This window comes from Achromobacter sp. ACM02 (genome assembly GCF_014851605.1).
Taxonomy (GTDB): domain Bacteria; phylum Pseudomonadota; class Gammaproteobacteria; order Burkholderiales; family Burkholderiaceae_B; genus Achromobacter; species Achromobacter aegrifaciens.
In genome coordinates this window covers 30,987-45,549 of sequence record NZ_JACUZY010000015.1, presented here as the reverse complement: position 1 = coordinate 45,549, position 14,563 = coordinate 30,987, and the positions used below count along the sequence as shown (strand labels likewise).

Genomic DNA, 14,563 nt, shown 5'->3' with positions numbered 1-14,563 from the left:
TTACCCTGGGAACGAGCGAATTTCACTGACCAATCGCGCTGCCAAGCCTGTGGATAAGTCTTGGGATAAGCCTGGTGGCAAGCCAGGGAAAAGCGGTGGATTGTCGGGGGATATCCCGGTGGATAGGCGGTGAATAGCAGGTGGACAGCCTGTGTACAACCTTGGCCGGCCATGAAAAAAGGCGCGGTCCGTAGGGAGTCCGCGCCTTTTAAATCAAAGACTTGCGTGGATCAGGACTTCGGCAGAAAAGCCTGAACCAGTTTTACCCAATATGTTGCGCCCACCGGCAGCAAGGCGTCGTTGAAGTCGTAATTCGGGTTGTGCAACTGGCACGGACCCATGCCGTGATAGGTCTCCATGCGATGGTCGCCGTCGCCGTTGCCGAGGAACAGGTAGGTCCCAGGCACCGCTTCCAGGAAGAAGGAAAAGTCCTCCGCCCCCATGAAGGGCGGCATCTCGCGCTGCACGTTTTCGGCGCCGAACGCGTCTTCGGCGACTTGGGCGGCAAAGGCGGTTTCCTTTTCCCAATTCACCAGCGGGGGATATGCGCGCACGAAATCCAGTTCGCCCGTGCCGCCGTAGACCTGCGGCAAGGTGGTCGCGATGCGGCGCATGTCCGCCTCGATCTTGTCCAGGGTCTCCACCGAATAGGTGCGCACGGTGCCGCGCAGCACGGCTTCGCCGGGAATCACGTTGTAGGCGTCGCCCGCGTGGATCTGCGTGATCGAAAGCACGGCCTGCTCCAGCGGATTCTTGCTGCGCGAGATCACCGTCTGCAGGGCATGCACCATGTCGGCCGCGACAATGATGGGGTCCACCGATGCATGCGGCTGCGCCGCGTGGCCGCCCACGCCCTTGATGACGATGTCCCAGCGGTTGCTGGAGGCCATGGTCGGGCCCGCCCGAAAACCGAACTGGTTGACCGGCATGCCGGGCATGTTGTGAATGCCGAACACCGCGTCGCAAGGGAATTTGTCGAACAGGCCGTCCTGCATCATGGCGCGCGCGCCGGCGTTGCCGCCTTCCTCGGCCGGCTGGAAGATAAACACCACCGTGCCATCGAAATCGCGGTGTGTGGACAAGTATTGCGCCGCCCCCAGCAGCATGGTCGTGTGTCCGTCGTGGCCGCAGCCGTGCATGCGTCCGCTGATGGTGGACTTGTGCGCAAAGCGGTTGTGCTCGGGCATGGGCAGCGCGTCCATGTCGGCGCGCAAACCTATGGTTTTCTTGCCGTTGCCGCCGCGCAAAATACCCACCACGCCGGTTTTCCCCAGCCCCGTGTGGACTTCCAGGCCCCAGCCGCGCAAACGCTCCGCGACCAGCGCGGACGTGCGCGTTTCCTGGAAAGCAAGTTCCGGATGGGCGTGGATATCCCGCCGCAGCGCGGTGAGGTCGCCGTGGGCGCGTTCGATTTCGTCTATGGTTTTCATGGCTGTGGATAAGGCGTAAGAGTTGAATTCACGTATCGTTCAGATGGCAGGCGCTGAACTGACCCGGGGCGACTTCACGCAGCAACGGCCGTTCTGCTTTGCAGCGCGGCATCGCATGCGGGCAACGCGGGTGGAAGGCGCAGCCCGTCGGCGGGTCCAGGGGCGACGGCAGTTCGCCCTTGATGGGCTGGTAGGTGCGTCGCCCCGGCTGCAGCGTCGGCAGTTCCTTCAGCAAGGCCTGCGTGTACGGATGGTTGGCCCGCTGAAAGACCGTGTCGGTAGGCGCCAGCTCCACCACGCGGCCCAGATACATGATGGCCACGCGGTCCGAGATGTGGCTGACCACGCTGAGGTTGTGGCTGATGAAAAGATAGGTCAGGTCCAGGTCCGCACGCAACCGTTCGAACAGATTAAGCACCTGGGCCTGGATCGACACGTCCAGCGCGGCGACCGCCTCGTCGCAAACTATGACCGAAGGCTTGAGCGCGAGCGCCCGCGCAATTCCTACGCGCTGCCTCTGGCCGCCAGAGAATTGATGGGGATAACGCTGTGCAAAAGCCGGATCCAGCCCCACCTGGCGCATCAGCCCGGCGACGTACTCGGCTTTGTCGCGCGCGCGGACCAGGCCGTGCGCCACGGGCGCCTCGCCGATGATCTCGCGCACGCGCATACGCGGGTTCAGCGAGGCATAGGGATCCTGGAAGATCATCTGCACGCCCAGCTCATAGGCACGCCGTTCCGGGCCCGCCATGGCCTTCACGGCGCGGCCCTTGTAGCTGACTTCGCCCGCCGTCGGCGGCAGGATGCCTGACACGATACGGCCCAGCGTGGATTTTCCACAGCCGGATTCGCCCACGATGCCTATCACTTCGCCCGGCCGCACATCCAGGTCCACACCCGCCACTGCATGCACGACCTGCGTCTTCAAACCGGCGCCCAGCAGGTTGGCGATTCGGCCGGCCAGGTCCACGGGCTGCACGAAGCGCAGCTCGACCTCGCGCAACGACAGGATAGGGACCGCGGGATCTCGTTCTGCGGCGTTCATTTGGTATCTGGCCCTCCGGCATGCCAGCAACGCACCCATTGCGCCGGGCGCACCTCCACGGGCTGCGGTTCGACCAGACAGGCGTCGGTGGCGCGCGGGCAGCGCCCACGGAACGCACAGCCTTGCGGCAGGTTGAGCAGCGACGGCGTCATGCCGGGGATCGGAACCAGCGGCCTGCCACGGGATTCGGGCGTGGGTATGGAAGCGATCAGGCCATGCGTGTAGGGATGCATGGGATGGCTGATGACCGCCTGCGTGGTGCCGGTTTCGACCACGCGCCCCGCATACATGACCGACACACGGTCCGCCAGGCCCGCGACCACGGCAAGGTCGTGCGTGATCCAGATCAGCGCGGTGCCGGTTTCGCGGCACAGCTTCTGCACTTCGAACAGGATCTGTCCTTGTATGGTCACATCCAGCGCCGTGGTGGGCTCGTCGGCGATGATCAGGCGCGGCGAATTCAAGAGCGCAATCGCGATCGCCACGCGCTGCCGCATGCCGCCTGATAATTGGTGCGGATAGGTGCGCAGACGCTCCTCGGGCGAAGGGATGCCCACCATGGCGAGCGTCTGCAAGGCGCGCTGGCGGGCTTGCTCGCGCGATACCTTGCTGTGCGCCTGCACCGCCTCGATCATCTGCGTATCGACGCGCAGTACCGGGTTCAGCGTCATCATGGGATCCTGGAAGATCATGGCGATCTCCTGGCCCCTGAACTCGCGCCAGCGCGCGGGTGTCGCGTTGCGCAAGTCCTCGCCGTTCAAGCGCAAGGTGCCGTCGACGATGCGGCCCGGCTCATCCAGCAGTCCCATCAGCGAAAAGCCGGTGATGCTCTTGCCCGACCCCGATTCGCCCACCAGTCCCAGGATCTCGCCTTCGGCCAGCGTCAGGTCCACACCATCCACCGCCTTTACCACGCCATTGCGCGTGTAGAAGTGCGTCTTCAGGCCATGCACCTCGAGTATGGGCGTCGCCGGGGACTTTTCCACAAGTGTCTGCATGGCGCCCGCCCTCAATTCGCGTGGCGCGGGTTGAGCACATCGCGCAGGTGGTCGCCCACCAGATTGATGGCGATGATGGCCAGCGCCAGCGCAATGCCGGGGAAGAACGAAATCCAGTACTGACCGGACAGCAGATATTCGAAGCCGTTGTAGATCAACATGCCCAGCGACGGCTCCGTCACCGGCACGCCCACGCCCAGAAACGACAGCGTGGCCTCCAGCGCAATCGCATGCGCCAAGTCGATGGTGGCGATCACGATCAGCGGCGGCATACAGTTGGGCAGCACGTGACGGAACAGCACGCGCCCCCACGACAGCGACATGCAGCGCGCCGCTTCCACGTATTCCTTGCCGCGCTCGACCAGCGCCGCGCCGCGCGCGGCGCGCGCGAAATACGCCCACTGCACCACGATCAGCGCGATGATCACCTTATCCACACCCTTGCCCAGAATCGCCAGCAACATCAGCGCAACCAGGATGGCGGGGAACGACAACTGGATATCCACAACCCGCATCAGCAAAGCGTCGATGCGGCCGCCGAAATAGGCTGCGATCAGGCCCACCGTGGCGCCGATGCCGAAGGCCGCCAGTACCGAAACGCTGGCCACCAACAGGCTGGTGCGCATGCCGTAAAGGATGGCCGAGAACAGGTCGCGCGCCAGGCCGTCTGTGCCCAACCAATAACGCATGCTGCCGTCGCCGCTTTCGCTGCCCGGCTTGAGCTTGGAGTCCATGATGTCCAGCGTCGCCAGGTCGTAAGGATTCTGCGGCGCGATCCAGGGCGCAAGCAGCGCGGCGCCCACGATCACGACCAGCATGATCAAACCCAGCGTGGCCAGCTTGCTGGCGAAGAAGTCCGACAGGAATCGGCGCCAGGGCGTCTGCTCCTTGGCCTGAACCGGGGGCGCGGCGGCGGTGGCGGGTGTGTTCATCGGCGGCTATCCAAGCGTACGCGGGGGTCCAGCACCGTGTAGATGATGTCCACCACCAGATTCAGCATGACCAGGAAGAACACGATCAAGAGCAGATACGCCACCACCACCGGACGGTCCAGGTTGATGATGGAATCGATCAGCAGCTTGCCCATGCCCGGCCAGGAAAACACGGTTTCCGTCACGACGGCGAAGGCCATCACCTGGCCGAACTCCAGGCCCGCCACCGTCACCACGGGAATCAGGATGTTCTTGAGCAGATGCACGCCCAGTACGCGCTTTTCAGACAGGCCCTTGGCGCGCGCGAACTTGATGTAGTCCATGGGCAGGGCTTCGCGCGTGGCGGCACGCGTCACGCGGATGATCATTGCGCATTTGGCGAAGGCGATCGTGGCCGCAGGCAGCGCCAGGCTCAGCCAGCCGTCGAAAGTCAGCACGCTCAACTGCAGCGATCCGATGCTGACGGTCTGGCCGCGCCCACCCGCCGGCACCCAGCCGAGTATCACGGCGAACACCATGATGAGCATCAGGCCAACCCAGAAGTTAGGCAGCGAGAAACCGAGCACCGAGCCCGTCATGATCGCGCGCGAGCCCACTGCCTTGGGCTTGAGGCCGGCCAGGATGCCCAACGGCACGCCGATCAGCACCGACAGCAGCATGGCCACACAAGCCAGTTCCACCGTGGCCGGCATGCGCTCCAGGATCAGCCTCATGGCCGGTTCGCCCGTCAGGAAGCTGTTGCCGAAATCACCGCGCACCGCCTGGCCCATGAAGATCAGGTACTGCCGCCACAGCGGCAGATCCAGGCCCAGCGATGCGCGCACCGCCGCGCGTTGCGCTTCGGTCGCTTCCGGGCTGGCCAGCATCGAGACCGGGTCGCCCACCATGTAGATGCCGGCAAAGACCAGCGCCGACATGACCAGCATGACGACGATGGTCTGCAGCAGCCTTCTTACGATTGTTGCAAGCACTAGCGCCTTACTTCTTCAGCGTTGCAAACTGCGCGAGCGTGACCTGGTCTGGGCGGCCCTGATAGCGGATGTCACTCTTCATCGCCCATACCGACAACTCGAAGTGCACAGGCAGCATGGCGTAGTCATCCATGGCGATGTTGCTGGCCTTGGACAAGAGGTCCGCACGCTTGGCATCGTCCATGGTCGACGAGGCTTCCTTCACCAGCGCGTCCATCTTGGGATTGGAGTAGCGGCTGCGGTTGGTGGTGCCCAAACCTGCTTCGGGATTGCGCGTCACCAGCAGCGAGGTCAGCGCGTTGGACATTTCGCCGCTGGTCACGGACCAGCCCGCCAGATAGGCCGAGAACGCATAGCTGTCGCGGTTCTTGAAGAACACCGGGGGCGCCATCGCATCCACGCTGGTCTTCACGCCGATGCGGGTCCACATCGACGCGATCGCCTGCGCCACCTTCGAATCGTTGACATAGCGGCCCGACGGCGAGCCCAGCGTGATGGAAAAGCCGTTGGGATAACCAGCTTCCTTCAACAAGGCCTTGGCCTTTTCCACGTCGGCCTTGGGAGCCTTCGAATGCTCCTTGCTGGAACCGAACATGGGGTAGGGCAACAGATTTCCCGCGGGCAACGCCACCCCGCCCATCACGCGCTCGACCAGCGCATCGCGGTTGATGGCGAGCGACAGCGCTTCGCGCACGCGCTTGTCCTTCATGGGGTTCTTTTCGGTGCCTTGCACGCCCGGCGAGGGCTCGGCGAACTGGTCCAGCGCCACGTAGACGACACGCACCGACGGCGTTTCCTCTACATAGAGTTTCTTGTCGCCCTTGAGCTTGGGCAGGTCATCGGTTGGGGGATCCTCGATCATGTCGACGTCGCCGGCTAGCAGCGCGGCCACGCGCGCGGCCGCGTTGCTGATGGGACGGTAGACCACGCGATCCCATTCGGGCTTCTTGCCCCAATAGTTGTCGTTGCGCGCCAGCACGAATTCGGCGCCGCGCTTCCAGGACACGAACTTGTAGGGACCGGTGCCTATCAGGCCGTCGCCGCTATTGAGTTCCGTCGTCGTCTTGCCCTCGGCCGCGGGGCCCGACGCCGCTTTCTTGGACATGATGGGCAACTGCGCCAGGTTGACCAGCAGGTTCGGCGCCACGTCCTTGGTGGTGATGCGCACGGTGCTGGGATCGACCGCTTCGGTCTTCTCGACCGAACCCAGATACAGCGTGAACGGCGAGGGACTGTTGGGCACCTTGGGGACGCGCGCATACGTAAAGACCACGTCTTCCGCGGTGAACGGCGTGCCGTCGGAGAACTTCACGTTAGGGCGCAGCTTGAAAGTCCACACCTTGCCGTCCACGGTCCAGGACTCGGCCAGCGCGGGCTGCGGCTTGAGCTGCGCGTCGGTGGCAACCAGGGTATCGAATATGGTCTGGGAGATCTGCGTATTGGGCGTGAGCGCGTGATACTGCGGATCCATCGACGAAGGTTCGGTCTTCAAGGCGATCACCAGATCGCGGGCCATAGCCGAACTGAAGGTGCCGAAGGCCAATATCACCGCGGCTGAGCCGCAGGCCAAGACACGCGAAAACCGAGATGCCATTGTGATCTCCCTGGATTGTTTCGGGTTTTGAACCTCCGGGCCACATTAACCAGCAAACAAGGGACGGCGCAACAGTTATATTCCCTTATTGTTCTCGCCTTGCCTTGCCCGAAATATGTCCGCCTACGCCCCCATCGCCGCCATCGCAACCGCCCCCGGAAGAGGCGGTATCGGCGTCGTCCGCATCTCCGGCACGGACCTGTCCGAACTCGTGCGGCGCCTGTTCCAGCGCGAACTCACGCCGCGACATGCGCACTACCTGCCGTTCAAATCCGGCACGGGCGAATTGCTGGACGAAGGCATCGCCATCTATTTCCGCGCGCCGCATTCCTATACCGGCGAAGACGTGCTGGAACTGCAAGGGCATGGCGGCCCCGCCGTGCTGCGCCGCGTGCTGGAAAGCTGTCTGGCCGCCGGCCGCGATCTTGGCATCCGGCTGGCCGAGCCGGGCGAATTCACGCGCCGCGCCTTCCTCAACGACCGCATGGACCTGGCTCAGGCCGAAGCCGTAGCCGATTTGATCGAGGCCTCGTCGGTAGCGGCCGCGCGCGGCGCCATGGCGTCGCTCTCGGGCGATTTTTCCGCGCGCGTGAACGACCTGTCGGACCGCATCATCCATTTGCGCATGCTGGTCGAAGCGACGCTGGATTTCCCCGAAGAGGAAATCGACTTCCTCGAGAAGTATCAAGCCCGCCCGACCCTGGAAGCGCTGACCACGGACCTCGCCAAACTGATCGCGCAAGCGCGCCAGGGCGTGATTCTGCGCGAAGGCCTGCACGTGGTGCTGGCCGGCCAGCCCAACGTCGGCAAGTCCAGCCTGCTCAATGCGCTGGCCGGCGACGACATCGCCATCGTCACCCCGATCGCGGGCACCACCCGCGACAAGGTAGTGCAGGAGATCCACATCGACGGCGTGCCGCTGCATATCGTCGACACCGCCGGCCTCAGGGAAACCGAGGACACGGTGGAAAGCATAGGCATTGCGCGCACCTGGCAGGAAATCGAGCGCGCCGACGTCATCCTGCATCTGCAGGATGCCACCCAGCCCGGCGACGAGCTGGACGCCCAGATCACCGCGCGCCTGCCGCCGCGCACGCCTGTGCTGAAGGTCTTCAACAAGGTGGATCTGTTGTCCACGCCTTTTGCCGCCGGTCCTCAGGAACTTGGAATCTCGGCCAAGCGCGGTGCGGGCCTGGACGAACTGCGTGCAGAGTTGCTGCGCATCGCAGGCTGGAATCCCGGCGGCGAATCCCCCTGGCTCGCGCGGGAGCGCCACCTGCACGCCTTGCAAGATGCGGCGGAACATCTGGAGTTGGCCGGCGCGCATGCGGAACAGGACGACCGCGTACTGGACTTGTTTGCGGAAGAACTGCGGCTGGCACATGACAGCCTGTCCAGCATCACGGGCAAGTTCACCAGCGACGATCTGCTGGGCGAGATCTTCTCGAGCTTCTGTATCGGGAAATAAGCCTGCGCGGCGGCATGTTGCAGCGCTGCAGCTCAGGGCTTGCGCGCCGCTTCCACCAGGCATTCCGACAAGCGGTCGAAATGCGACAACGCCGCCTGGCTGAGTTCGACCTGCTTGCGGCGCGCGTCCTCGGTATCGACTAGCAGCACCCAGCCTTTCTCGCGCATCGATTTCAAGCGCGCGTGCAAGGTCGCGGGTGACCCTATGCTATCCACCGCCATCACATCGCGCACGGACAAGCGACGTTGTTCCTGCGACGCGCGCGCGATTAGCGTGAGTATGCGTTCTTCCAGGGGATCGAGCGACGGCAGCGCGGGCAGGCCGCGCAGCGCATCGGTCAGGCGCAGAAAGCGCATGTAGATGTCAGCGGGTCTCTTTTTTTCTTTCATGGATAATGGACGCGGCGACTGACAAGCGGCGGAATTCGAGGTATGGGGAACATTCTAGATCAGGGTAAGTGGGCTCTGGTGACGATGGCGCTGTTCCTGGGCAGTCTGGCCGTCAATGAATGGGTGTTCACCAATCTTGAGTTTGTGCGGGGCATCAATTGGATCTATCTGCCGGCGGGCGTGCGCCTGATATGCACCTTGCTGTTTGGCCTGCCTGCGGCGCTCGGGCTGCTGGCCGGATCGTGGATCGCCTGCTTCTGCTACTACTTTCCTGACGACATGCTCCGCTCCGTGGCGGGGGGCATCATGGCCGCTGCCGCTCCCTACCTGGCCTATCGCTGGGCCCGTTCGGCACTGCGATTGCAGCCCGACCTGGCCAACCTTACGGCCTGGCGTCTGCTGATCTGCGCCGTAGTCTATGCGGTAGTGAATACGACCATTCACCATCTCTGGTTCTTTCTCCAGGGAGAGAGAGCCGCGCTCGCCGACGGCTTCATCGCGATGCTGACCGGAGACATTACGGGATCCTTGTTCGTGTTGTATACGCTCAAGGTAATCAGCGCCTTGGGACGCGCGGTCCTGCGCCGGCGCGCTGCCTGACTGCCTGAAGGAACCTGCCTCGGGCTTAGCCCGTCACTGCGGCCGGGTCATCTTCGGACTCGCTGTCTTCCTGTATCGGCGCAAGCGCCGAGGCTGCTTCGGCCTTGCCCAATGCCCGTTCGGCACGCTCAGCCAGCAGGCGCATTTCCCGCGCTCTTTTTCCATGCAGCACCCGGCCGAATGTATTGAGGTTGAGCGCCATGGTTCTCAACTCCGACAACTCACTCTCCGACAAGGCGATGCCGCTATCCCTGTGCTGCTCGACCCGGTCCAGCACGCCTGAACAAGCCTCGAAGAACTTTGCATAGTCGTTCCACAGGTTGTCGGACACGCTGTTCCCCGGGAAAGACGTATTAGGTGCCATCGACACTCCTTTGCGGAATCACTCTGCGACTTTCTGCGGTGATCGCACATCATCTTCGGGGTATACAAGCGAACTATTAGTTATAAATTTTATAACTAATTATAAAAATAATCCTGCGACGGTCCGGACGTCCTATATTTCCGGGAAATCCGCCCACGCCGGGCAGCGCTTCATCCGGACCTCGCATGCACCCTGACATACGCCTCGCCAGCCTCGACGATCTGCCTGACATCGAACGAATCGTCGCGCAAGCCTATGGCCACTATGTTGCGCGCATCGGCGCGACGCCCGGACCGATGCTTGATGATTACCGTGCCCGCGTCACGCAGGGCGTGGTCCATGTGCTGCGTGTACGCGATACCGTGCAAGCTGTGCTGGTCCTGATTCCGGAAGCCGATTGCCTGCTGCTGGACAACATCGCGGTGGATCCGCAAGCGCAGGGAAAAGGCTATGGCCGCGACCTGATGCAGTTCGCGGAAACCGCGGCGCGCCAGGCCGGCTATGCCAGCATCCGGTTGTACACGCAGGAGAAAATGACCGAGAACATCGCGATCTACACGCGATACGGTTATGTGGAAACCCATCGCGCCGAGGAAATCGGTCTGAAGCGAGTTTTCATGAAAAAGCCCCTTATTTAAGGGTTATTTTCCCTATTTCACTAATGCGAGTATTCACTCGTATTAGTGAAATACCATCATTCCTCACTTTCCTTGACAACGACGCGCTGCGCGCGCCGATTGCTGGCCAACGATTTCGAATAGACTGAATCCGGCCTTATCCGATGCGCAATCACGTAGCCTGTGATGCAGGCCAGCATGAGCGGCAGCATGACTTCGTAGCTGAGTGTCATCTCGAAAATCATCAGGATGGACATCAATGGCGCATAGGTGGTGGCGGCCAGCAACGCCCCCATGCCCACCACCGCATAGCTCGATACCGCCGACAGATCCCCAGCGGGGAACAGAGCCTGCAGGCCGGTCCCGTACAAGGCGCCCAGCGCCGCCCCCACGAATAACGTCGGCGTGAAAACGCCGCCTACCGCGCCCGATCCCACGCTGGCGGCGGTGGCCAGCGTTTTCAACAGCAGAATGGCGGCCACCGCCTGCCAGGCCCACTGCGTATGCAACATGCTGTTGACCACGCTGTAGCCATTGCCCCAGACCTCGGGATTCACGACTGACAAGGCGCCGACAATCAGGCCGCCCAAGGCCATGCGTACCCACAACGGCGCGGGTACGCGGCCGAACGCGGCGCGTGCAGTGTCCAGGAAGCGCAGGAATTGCGGCGCCGCCAGGCCGGCGATCACCCCCAATCCCAGATAGTTGATGACTTCCCACCCGGACACGAAAGTGAAGGGCGGCATATGAAAAACCGCGTCGTAATGCAGGATCTGGCGCGTCACAATGTTCGCAACGACCGACGATACGACCAGCGGCACCAGCGTGGCTGAAGCTATCGCGCCATAAACGATCTCGGAAATGAACAGGGCTCCGGCGATGGGCGCGTTGTAGGCGGAAGTAATCCCCGCCGTGGCGCCACAGGCGACCAGCAGACGCAGATGCCTGGGAGGCAGCACCAGATAGCGGCCGGTCAGGGATGACAACATCGCTGCCAACTGCACCATGGGACCTTCCCGGCCAATCGAGGCGCCGGAGCCGATGGAAAAAATCGATGACAGGCTGCGCGCGACGGTCTGGCGAAAGCCGATAACCCCGCGGCCGATGGAAATCGCCTCCATGTAGTCCGCCGCGCCGCGCTTGGGCAACCACCTGGCCGCCATTTGCAGGACCGCGCCCGCGATGGCGCCGCCTATGGCCGGCATCAGGAAGCGTTGCCAGGGACTCAGCCCGCGCGCCAAAGACACCATGCCGTGGGGAGTGTCCTCGCCGCCCAGCACGATTTGTGTCCAGGCCAGCATTTCGCGAAAGACCACGGTGGCCAGCGCCCCCAAGAGGCCCATCAGCGCCGCCGCGCAAAGCGTGGCCGGCAAATTGTCCGCCAACAAACGGCTTCTCAGCCAGATTGCCCAACCTGATTTCTTGATTCTGATTTCTGTCGCCATGGCGGAATTCTACGGCGGAACCTGCTCACTTTTTGTTCAGTTCCCAGTCAAGAATGGCTGCGCGCCTCCCCTCGAATGCCCCTTTCCGCGAACGTCCTGGAGGGCCTCTAAAGGCCCCTGGAAGGGCAAAAAAGCAGGGTGGCAACCGGACGTTTTTCGGGGTAAAAGTGCCGTTTTTGGAACCCGTCCGGCAGAAATGCCCTGTGGATAACTCCTAAGTAGACGCCTTGTGCACATTTTGTGGAGGCAAGTTGAACAAGCAGGGATTTCGGACAGGGTCCAAAATCTTGTCCAACTTCAGCTTTTTTCCCACACAGAGTTCTTGCACAGCCAAAAACGGTCGCAAGCTGATGAAAAAAAAGAGGTTTTCAAGGTTAAGGTAGTTATCCACAGGCCTTATTAATCATTAGTCTTTATATAAAGAGAAATAAAGGAAAAGCCAAACATGCTCTCCCATTCCGCCCAGCCATCCCCCCCCGGACTCCGTCCATGCGAATCCTTCTGATAGAAGACGAAGCCGAACTTGCACGCTGGCTTTCAAGAAGCCTGGCCAGGCACGCTGGTTTCGTCGTTGAATGGGCTGATGACGGGCTGGTCGCCGAAAGAAGGCTGGCGATGGAAGAATTCGATGCCGTCATCCTCGATCTGGGACTGCCGGGCATGGATGGCCATGCTTTGCTCGCGAAGATTCGCGCGCGGGACGACCGTACGCCGGTGCTGGTCTTGACCGCGCGCGATTCGCTGGCCGAAAAAATCGGGACGCTCCACCAGGGAGCGGACGATTTCCTGCCGAAACCGTTTGTTGTGGAAGAGTTGGAAGCGCGGCTGATCGCGCTCATCCGTCGCAGCCGCGGGAGAGAGCACCCGCGGCTCACGCTGGGAAACCTGGCCTTCGAAACTTCCGCTCAAAAATTCACGGTCAACGGACAGCCCTTGCAGTTATCCCCACGTGAACACTCGGTTCTGCGGGTACTGATCCAAAAAAGCGGCGAACCCATCAACAAGCAGCAGATCCTGGATCGCATCCTGACGGACGATGCAGACATCAACCTGGAGGCCATCGAGGTCCTGGTGCACCGTTTGCGCAAAAAATTGGCGGATACCGGTGTGCAGATCGTGACCATGCGAGGCATGGGCTACTGCCTGGAGAACCTTGTTGATAACTAGAAGTGCGGAAAAAAAGGGGTTTTTCGCGGCAAAAAAACGTAATCGCACGCTGAAAAGCCAGCTCCTCTGGTGGCTGATCCCCACCCTGGTCTTCGTGATGATGGGCGCCTTGTGGCTGTCGAACCACCAGCTGCGCAACCAGGTCGACATTGCCTACGACCGTTCGCTCTCTGGAGCGCTGCGCGCGATCGACCACAACATATCCACAGCCAGCGGTGGATTAGCCATGGAGCAGCCATACCTGATGCTGGAATTTTTCGAGCTGACGGCCAATGGCAGCGTGTTCTACCGGGTTGCCACGGAGGACGGACTGGCCGAAATCGGCAGTCCTGGCCTGCCGATGCCTGCCGAGCCGCTGGTTTCGGGGGAACCGCGGTTTTTCTATGCCGACTACCAGGGCACGCCCGTGCGCGTTGCGGCGCTGGCGCGCCCCATGGATCCTCCGCTATACGCCAACAAAGGGGGACGGGTTATCGTGCAGGTGGCCGAAGGCCTGGATACCCGGCAGGCCTTCCTGCACCAAGTGCTGGTACGCTCGGTGGAACGGGACCTGGCCGTGATCCTGATAAGCGTCCTGGTGATCGTCCTGGGCGTTTTCATGGCCCTGCGTCCCCTGGCCAGGCTGCGTCAGGAGGTGGAAGGGCGTTCTGCGGACGATTTAAGCCCCGTGAGCGCGTCGGACATGCCAGGGGAGGTCCTACCCCTAGTCGCGGCCGTAAACCTCCACATGGCCCGTTTTGCGGCTCAGGCGAGGGTCCAGAGCCAGTTCCTGGACGACGCCTCGCACCAGTTGCGCACCCCTTTGTCGGTTTTGCGGACCCAGACGGCCTATGCCTTGCGTGAAACAGACCCCCAGGAGGTCCGTACAGCCCTTCTGGCGATGCAAGAGGGGTTGGACAGGGCGGTACGCACCACCAACCAAATGCTCGCGCTGGCGCGCGCTAAAGACGCCTCGCTGGCCGAGGGCGGTTTCAGCCCCGAGCCAGTGGATCTGGTGGAGCTGGCTGATGGGGTCATCCGCAGCCTGCTGCCGACCGCCCGAGCCCGCCAGCTCGACATAGGCCTGGAAGCCGAGATCCGCCCGGTGGTGGTCCAGGGGGCGGACTGGCTGCTGAGGGAGGCGGTCAGCAACCTGGTGGACAACGCCATCCGTTACACCTCGTCTGCGGGAGAAGTCACGGTAAGGGTCCAGATCGACACTGGCCAGGCCAGGCTGGTGGTCGAGGACAGCGGCCCGGGTATGTCGGCGGAGGACATTGCCCGCGCCTGCATCCGCTTTCGCCGGGGCGCCGCCGGCAAGAACAAGCCCGGGGCCGGTTTGGGGCTTGCCATTGTCGGGACGATTGCCGAAATCCTGGGGGCGCGGCTGGTCCTGGAGAATCGGGTGCCCTTGCCGGGCCTGAGAGCGGCATTGGTGTTTACCCTGGAACGCCCGGAAGATGCTGCGCCGCACCAGAAAAACGGCGGAATTTGAAAGCTTTTGGAAAGCTTCATTTTTGTACGGTTGCGTCCACTGGGGCCGTTATTGCGGAAAGAACCGTCT

General features: G+C 62.4%; 14 protein-coding genes. 5 read left to right on the top strand and 9 right to left on the bottom strand.

All coding sequences use genetic code 11. From position 1 onward, the window contains the following. Positions 1-230: 230 nt before the first annotated feature. From IB258_RS29630 to IB258_RS29605, 6 genes are read right to left on the bottom strand one after another with little or no spacing between them, the layout of a single operon-like run. The gene (locus IB258_RS29630) at positions 231-1,430 is read right to left on the bottom strand and encodes a M20 aminoacylase family protein (protein WP_054455809.1); all 1,200 of its coding nucleotides are present in this window, start codon (positions 1,428-1,430) and stop codon (positions 231-233) included. Positions 1,431-1,458: 28 nt separating this feature from the next. After that, positions 1,459-2,475 carry an ABC transporter ATP-binding protein gene (locus IB258_RS29625; RefSeq protein ID WP_175181607.1) on the bottom strand — a complete coding sequence of 339 codons (1,017 nt, stop codon included), beginning with the start codon at positions 2,473-2,475 and terminating at the stop codon, positions 1,459-1,461. Beyond that, a complete protein-coding gene (locus IB258_RS29620) occupies positions 2,472-3,473 on the bottom strand; it encodes an ABC transporter ATP-binding protein (protein WP_192353573.1) in 1,002 nt (333 codons plus the stop codon). Before IB258_RS29620 ends, IB258_RS29625 begins: the two co-directional genes overlap by 4 nt. An 11-nt stretch (positions 3,474-3,484) precedes the next feature. After that, a complete protein-coding gene (locus IB258_RS29615; protein WP_054455815.1) occupies positions 3,485-4,405 on the bottom strand; it encodes an ABC transporter permease in 921 nt (306 codons plus the stop codon). After that, positions 4,402-5,376: an ABC transporter permease gene (locus IB258_RS29610; protein WP_042795861.1), complete on the bottom strand. Its 975-nt coding sequence runs from the start codon at positions 5,374-5,376 to the stop codon at positions 4,402-4,404. The genes IB258_RS29615 and IB258_RS29610 overlap by 4 nt, the downstream gene beginning before the upstream one ends. 7 nt (positions 5,377-5,383) lie before the next feature. Next, positions 5,384-6,970, bottom strand: a complete 1,587-nt coding sequence (locus IB258_RS29605; RefSeq protein ID WP_054455818.1) for an ABC transporter substrate-binding protein — start codon at positions 6,968-6,970, stop codon at positions 5,384-5,386. Positions 6,971-7,085: 115 nt separating this feature from the next. Between IB258_RS29605 and mnmE the strand changes: the two genes are divergently transcribed. After that, positions 7,086-8,438, top strand: coding sequence for a tRNA uridine-5-carboxymethylaminomethyl(34) synthesis GTPase MnmE (gene mnmE, locus IB258_RS29600; protein ID WP_192353572.1), 1,353 nt, complete (start codon positions 7,086-7,088; stop codon positions 8,436-8,438). A gap of 32 nt (positions 8,439-8,470) precedes the next feature. Here the strand turns inward: mnmE and IB258_RS29595 are convergent, their stop codons facing one another. Beyond that, positions 8,471-8,827 carry a transcriptional regulator gene (locus tag IB258_RS29595; protein ID WP_054455821.1) on the bottom strand — a complete coding sequence of 119 codons (357 nt, stop codon included), beginning with the start codon at positions 8,825-8,827 and terminating at the stop codon, positions 8,471-8,473. A 42-nt stretch (positions 8,828-8,869) separates the two neighbouring features. On the opposite strand from IB258_RS29595, the gene IB258_RS29590 reads away from it, so the two are divergent. Beyond that, a complete protein-coding gene (locus tag IB258_RS29590) occupies positions 8,870-9,427 on the top strand; it encodes a hypothetical protein (RefSeq protein ID WP_054455823.1) in 558 nt (185 codons plus the stop codon). Positions 9,428-9,452: 25 nt separating this feature from the next. On the opposite strand, the gene IB258_RS29585 is transcribed toward IB258_RS29590, so the two are convergent. Further along, the gene (locus IB258_RS29585; protein WP_125470748.1) at positions 9,453-9,758 is read right to left on the bottom strand and encodes a hypothetical protein; all 306 of its coding nucleotides are present in this window, start codon (positions 9,756-9,758) and stop codon (positions 9,453-9,455) included. A gap of 218 nt (positions 9,759-9,976) precedes the next feature. Between IB258_RS29585 and IB258_RS29580 the strand changes: the two genes are divergently transcribed. Then, the gene (locus IB258_RS29580) at positions 9,977-10,429 is read left to right on the top strand and encodes a GNAT family N-acetyltransferase (RefSeq protein ID WP_054455825.1); all 453 of its coding nucleotides are present in this window, start codon (positions 9,977-9,979) and stop codon (positions 10,427-10,429) included. A 56-nt stretch (positions 10,430-10,485) separates the two neighbouring features. On the opposite strand, the gene IB258_RS29575 is transcribed toward IB258_RS29580, so the two are convergent. Then, on the bottom strand, positions 10,486-11,853 hold the full coding sequence (locus tag IB258_RS29575) for a ClcB-like voltage-gated chloride channel protein (protein WP_192353571.1): 1,368 nt from the start codon (positions 11,851-11,853) through the stop codon (positions 10,486-10,488). Positions 11,854-12,342: 489 nt separating this feature from the next. Here IB258_RS29575 and IB258_RS29570 point away from each other — a divergent pair, with 489 nt between their 5' ends. Both IB258_RS29570 and IB258_RS29565 read left to right on the top strand, forming a co-directional pair. Then, positions 12,343-13,020, top strand: a complete 678-nt coding sequence (locus IB258_RS29570; protein ID WP_054455828.1) for a response regulator — start codon at positions 12,343-12,345, stop codon at positions 13,018-13,020. Positions 13,021-13,117: 97 nt separating this feature from the next. Then, positions 13,118-14,494, top strand: a complete 1,377-nt coding sequence (locus IB258_RS29565; protein WP_054455950.1) for a sensor histidine kinase — start codon at positions 13,118-13,120, stop codon at positions 14,492-14,494. Positions 14,495-14,563 lie beyond the last annotated feature (69 nt).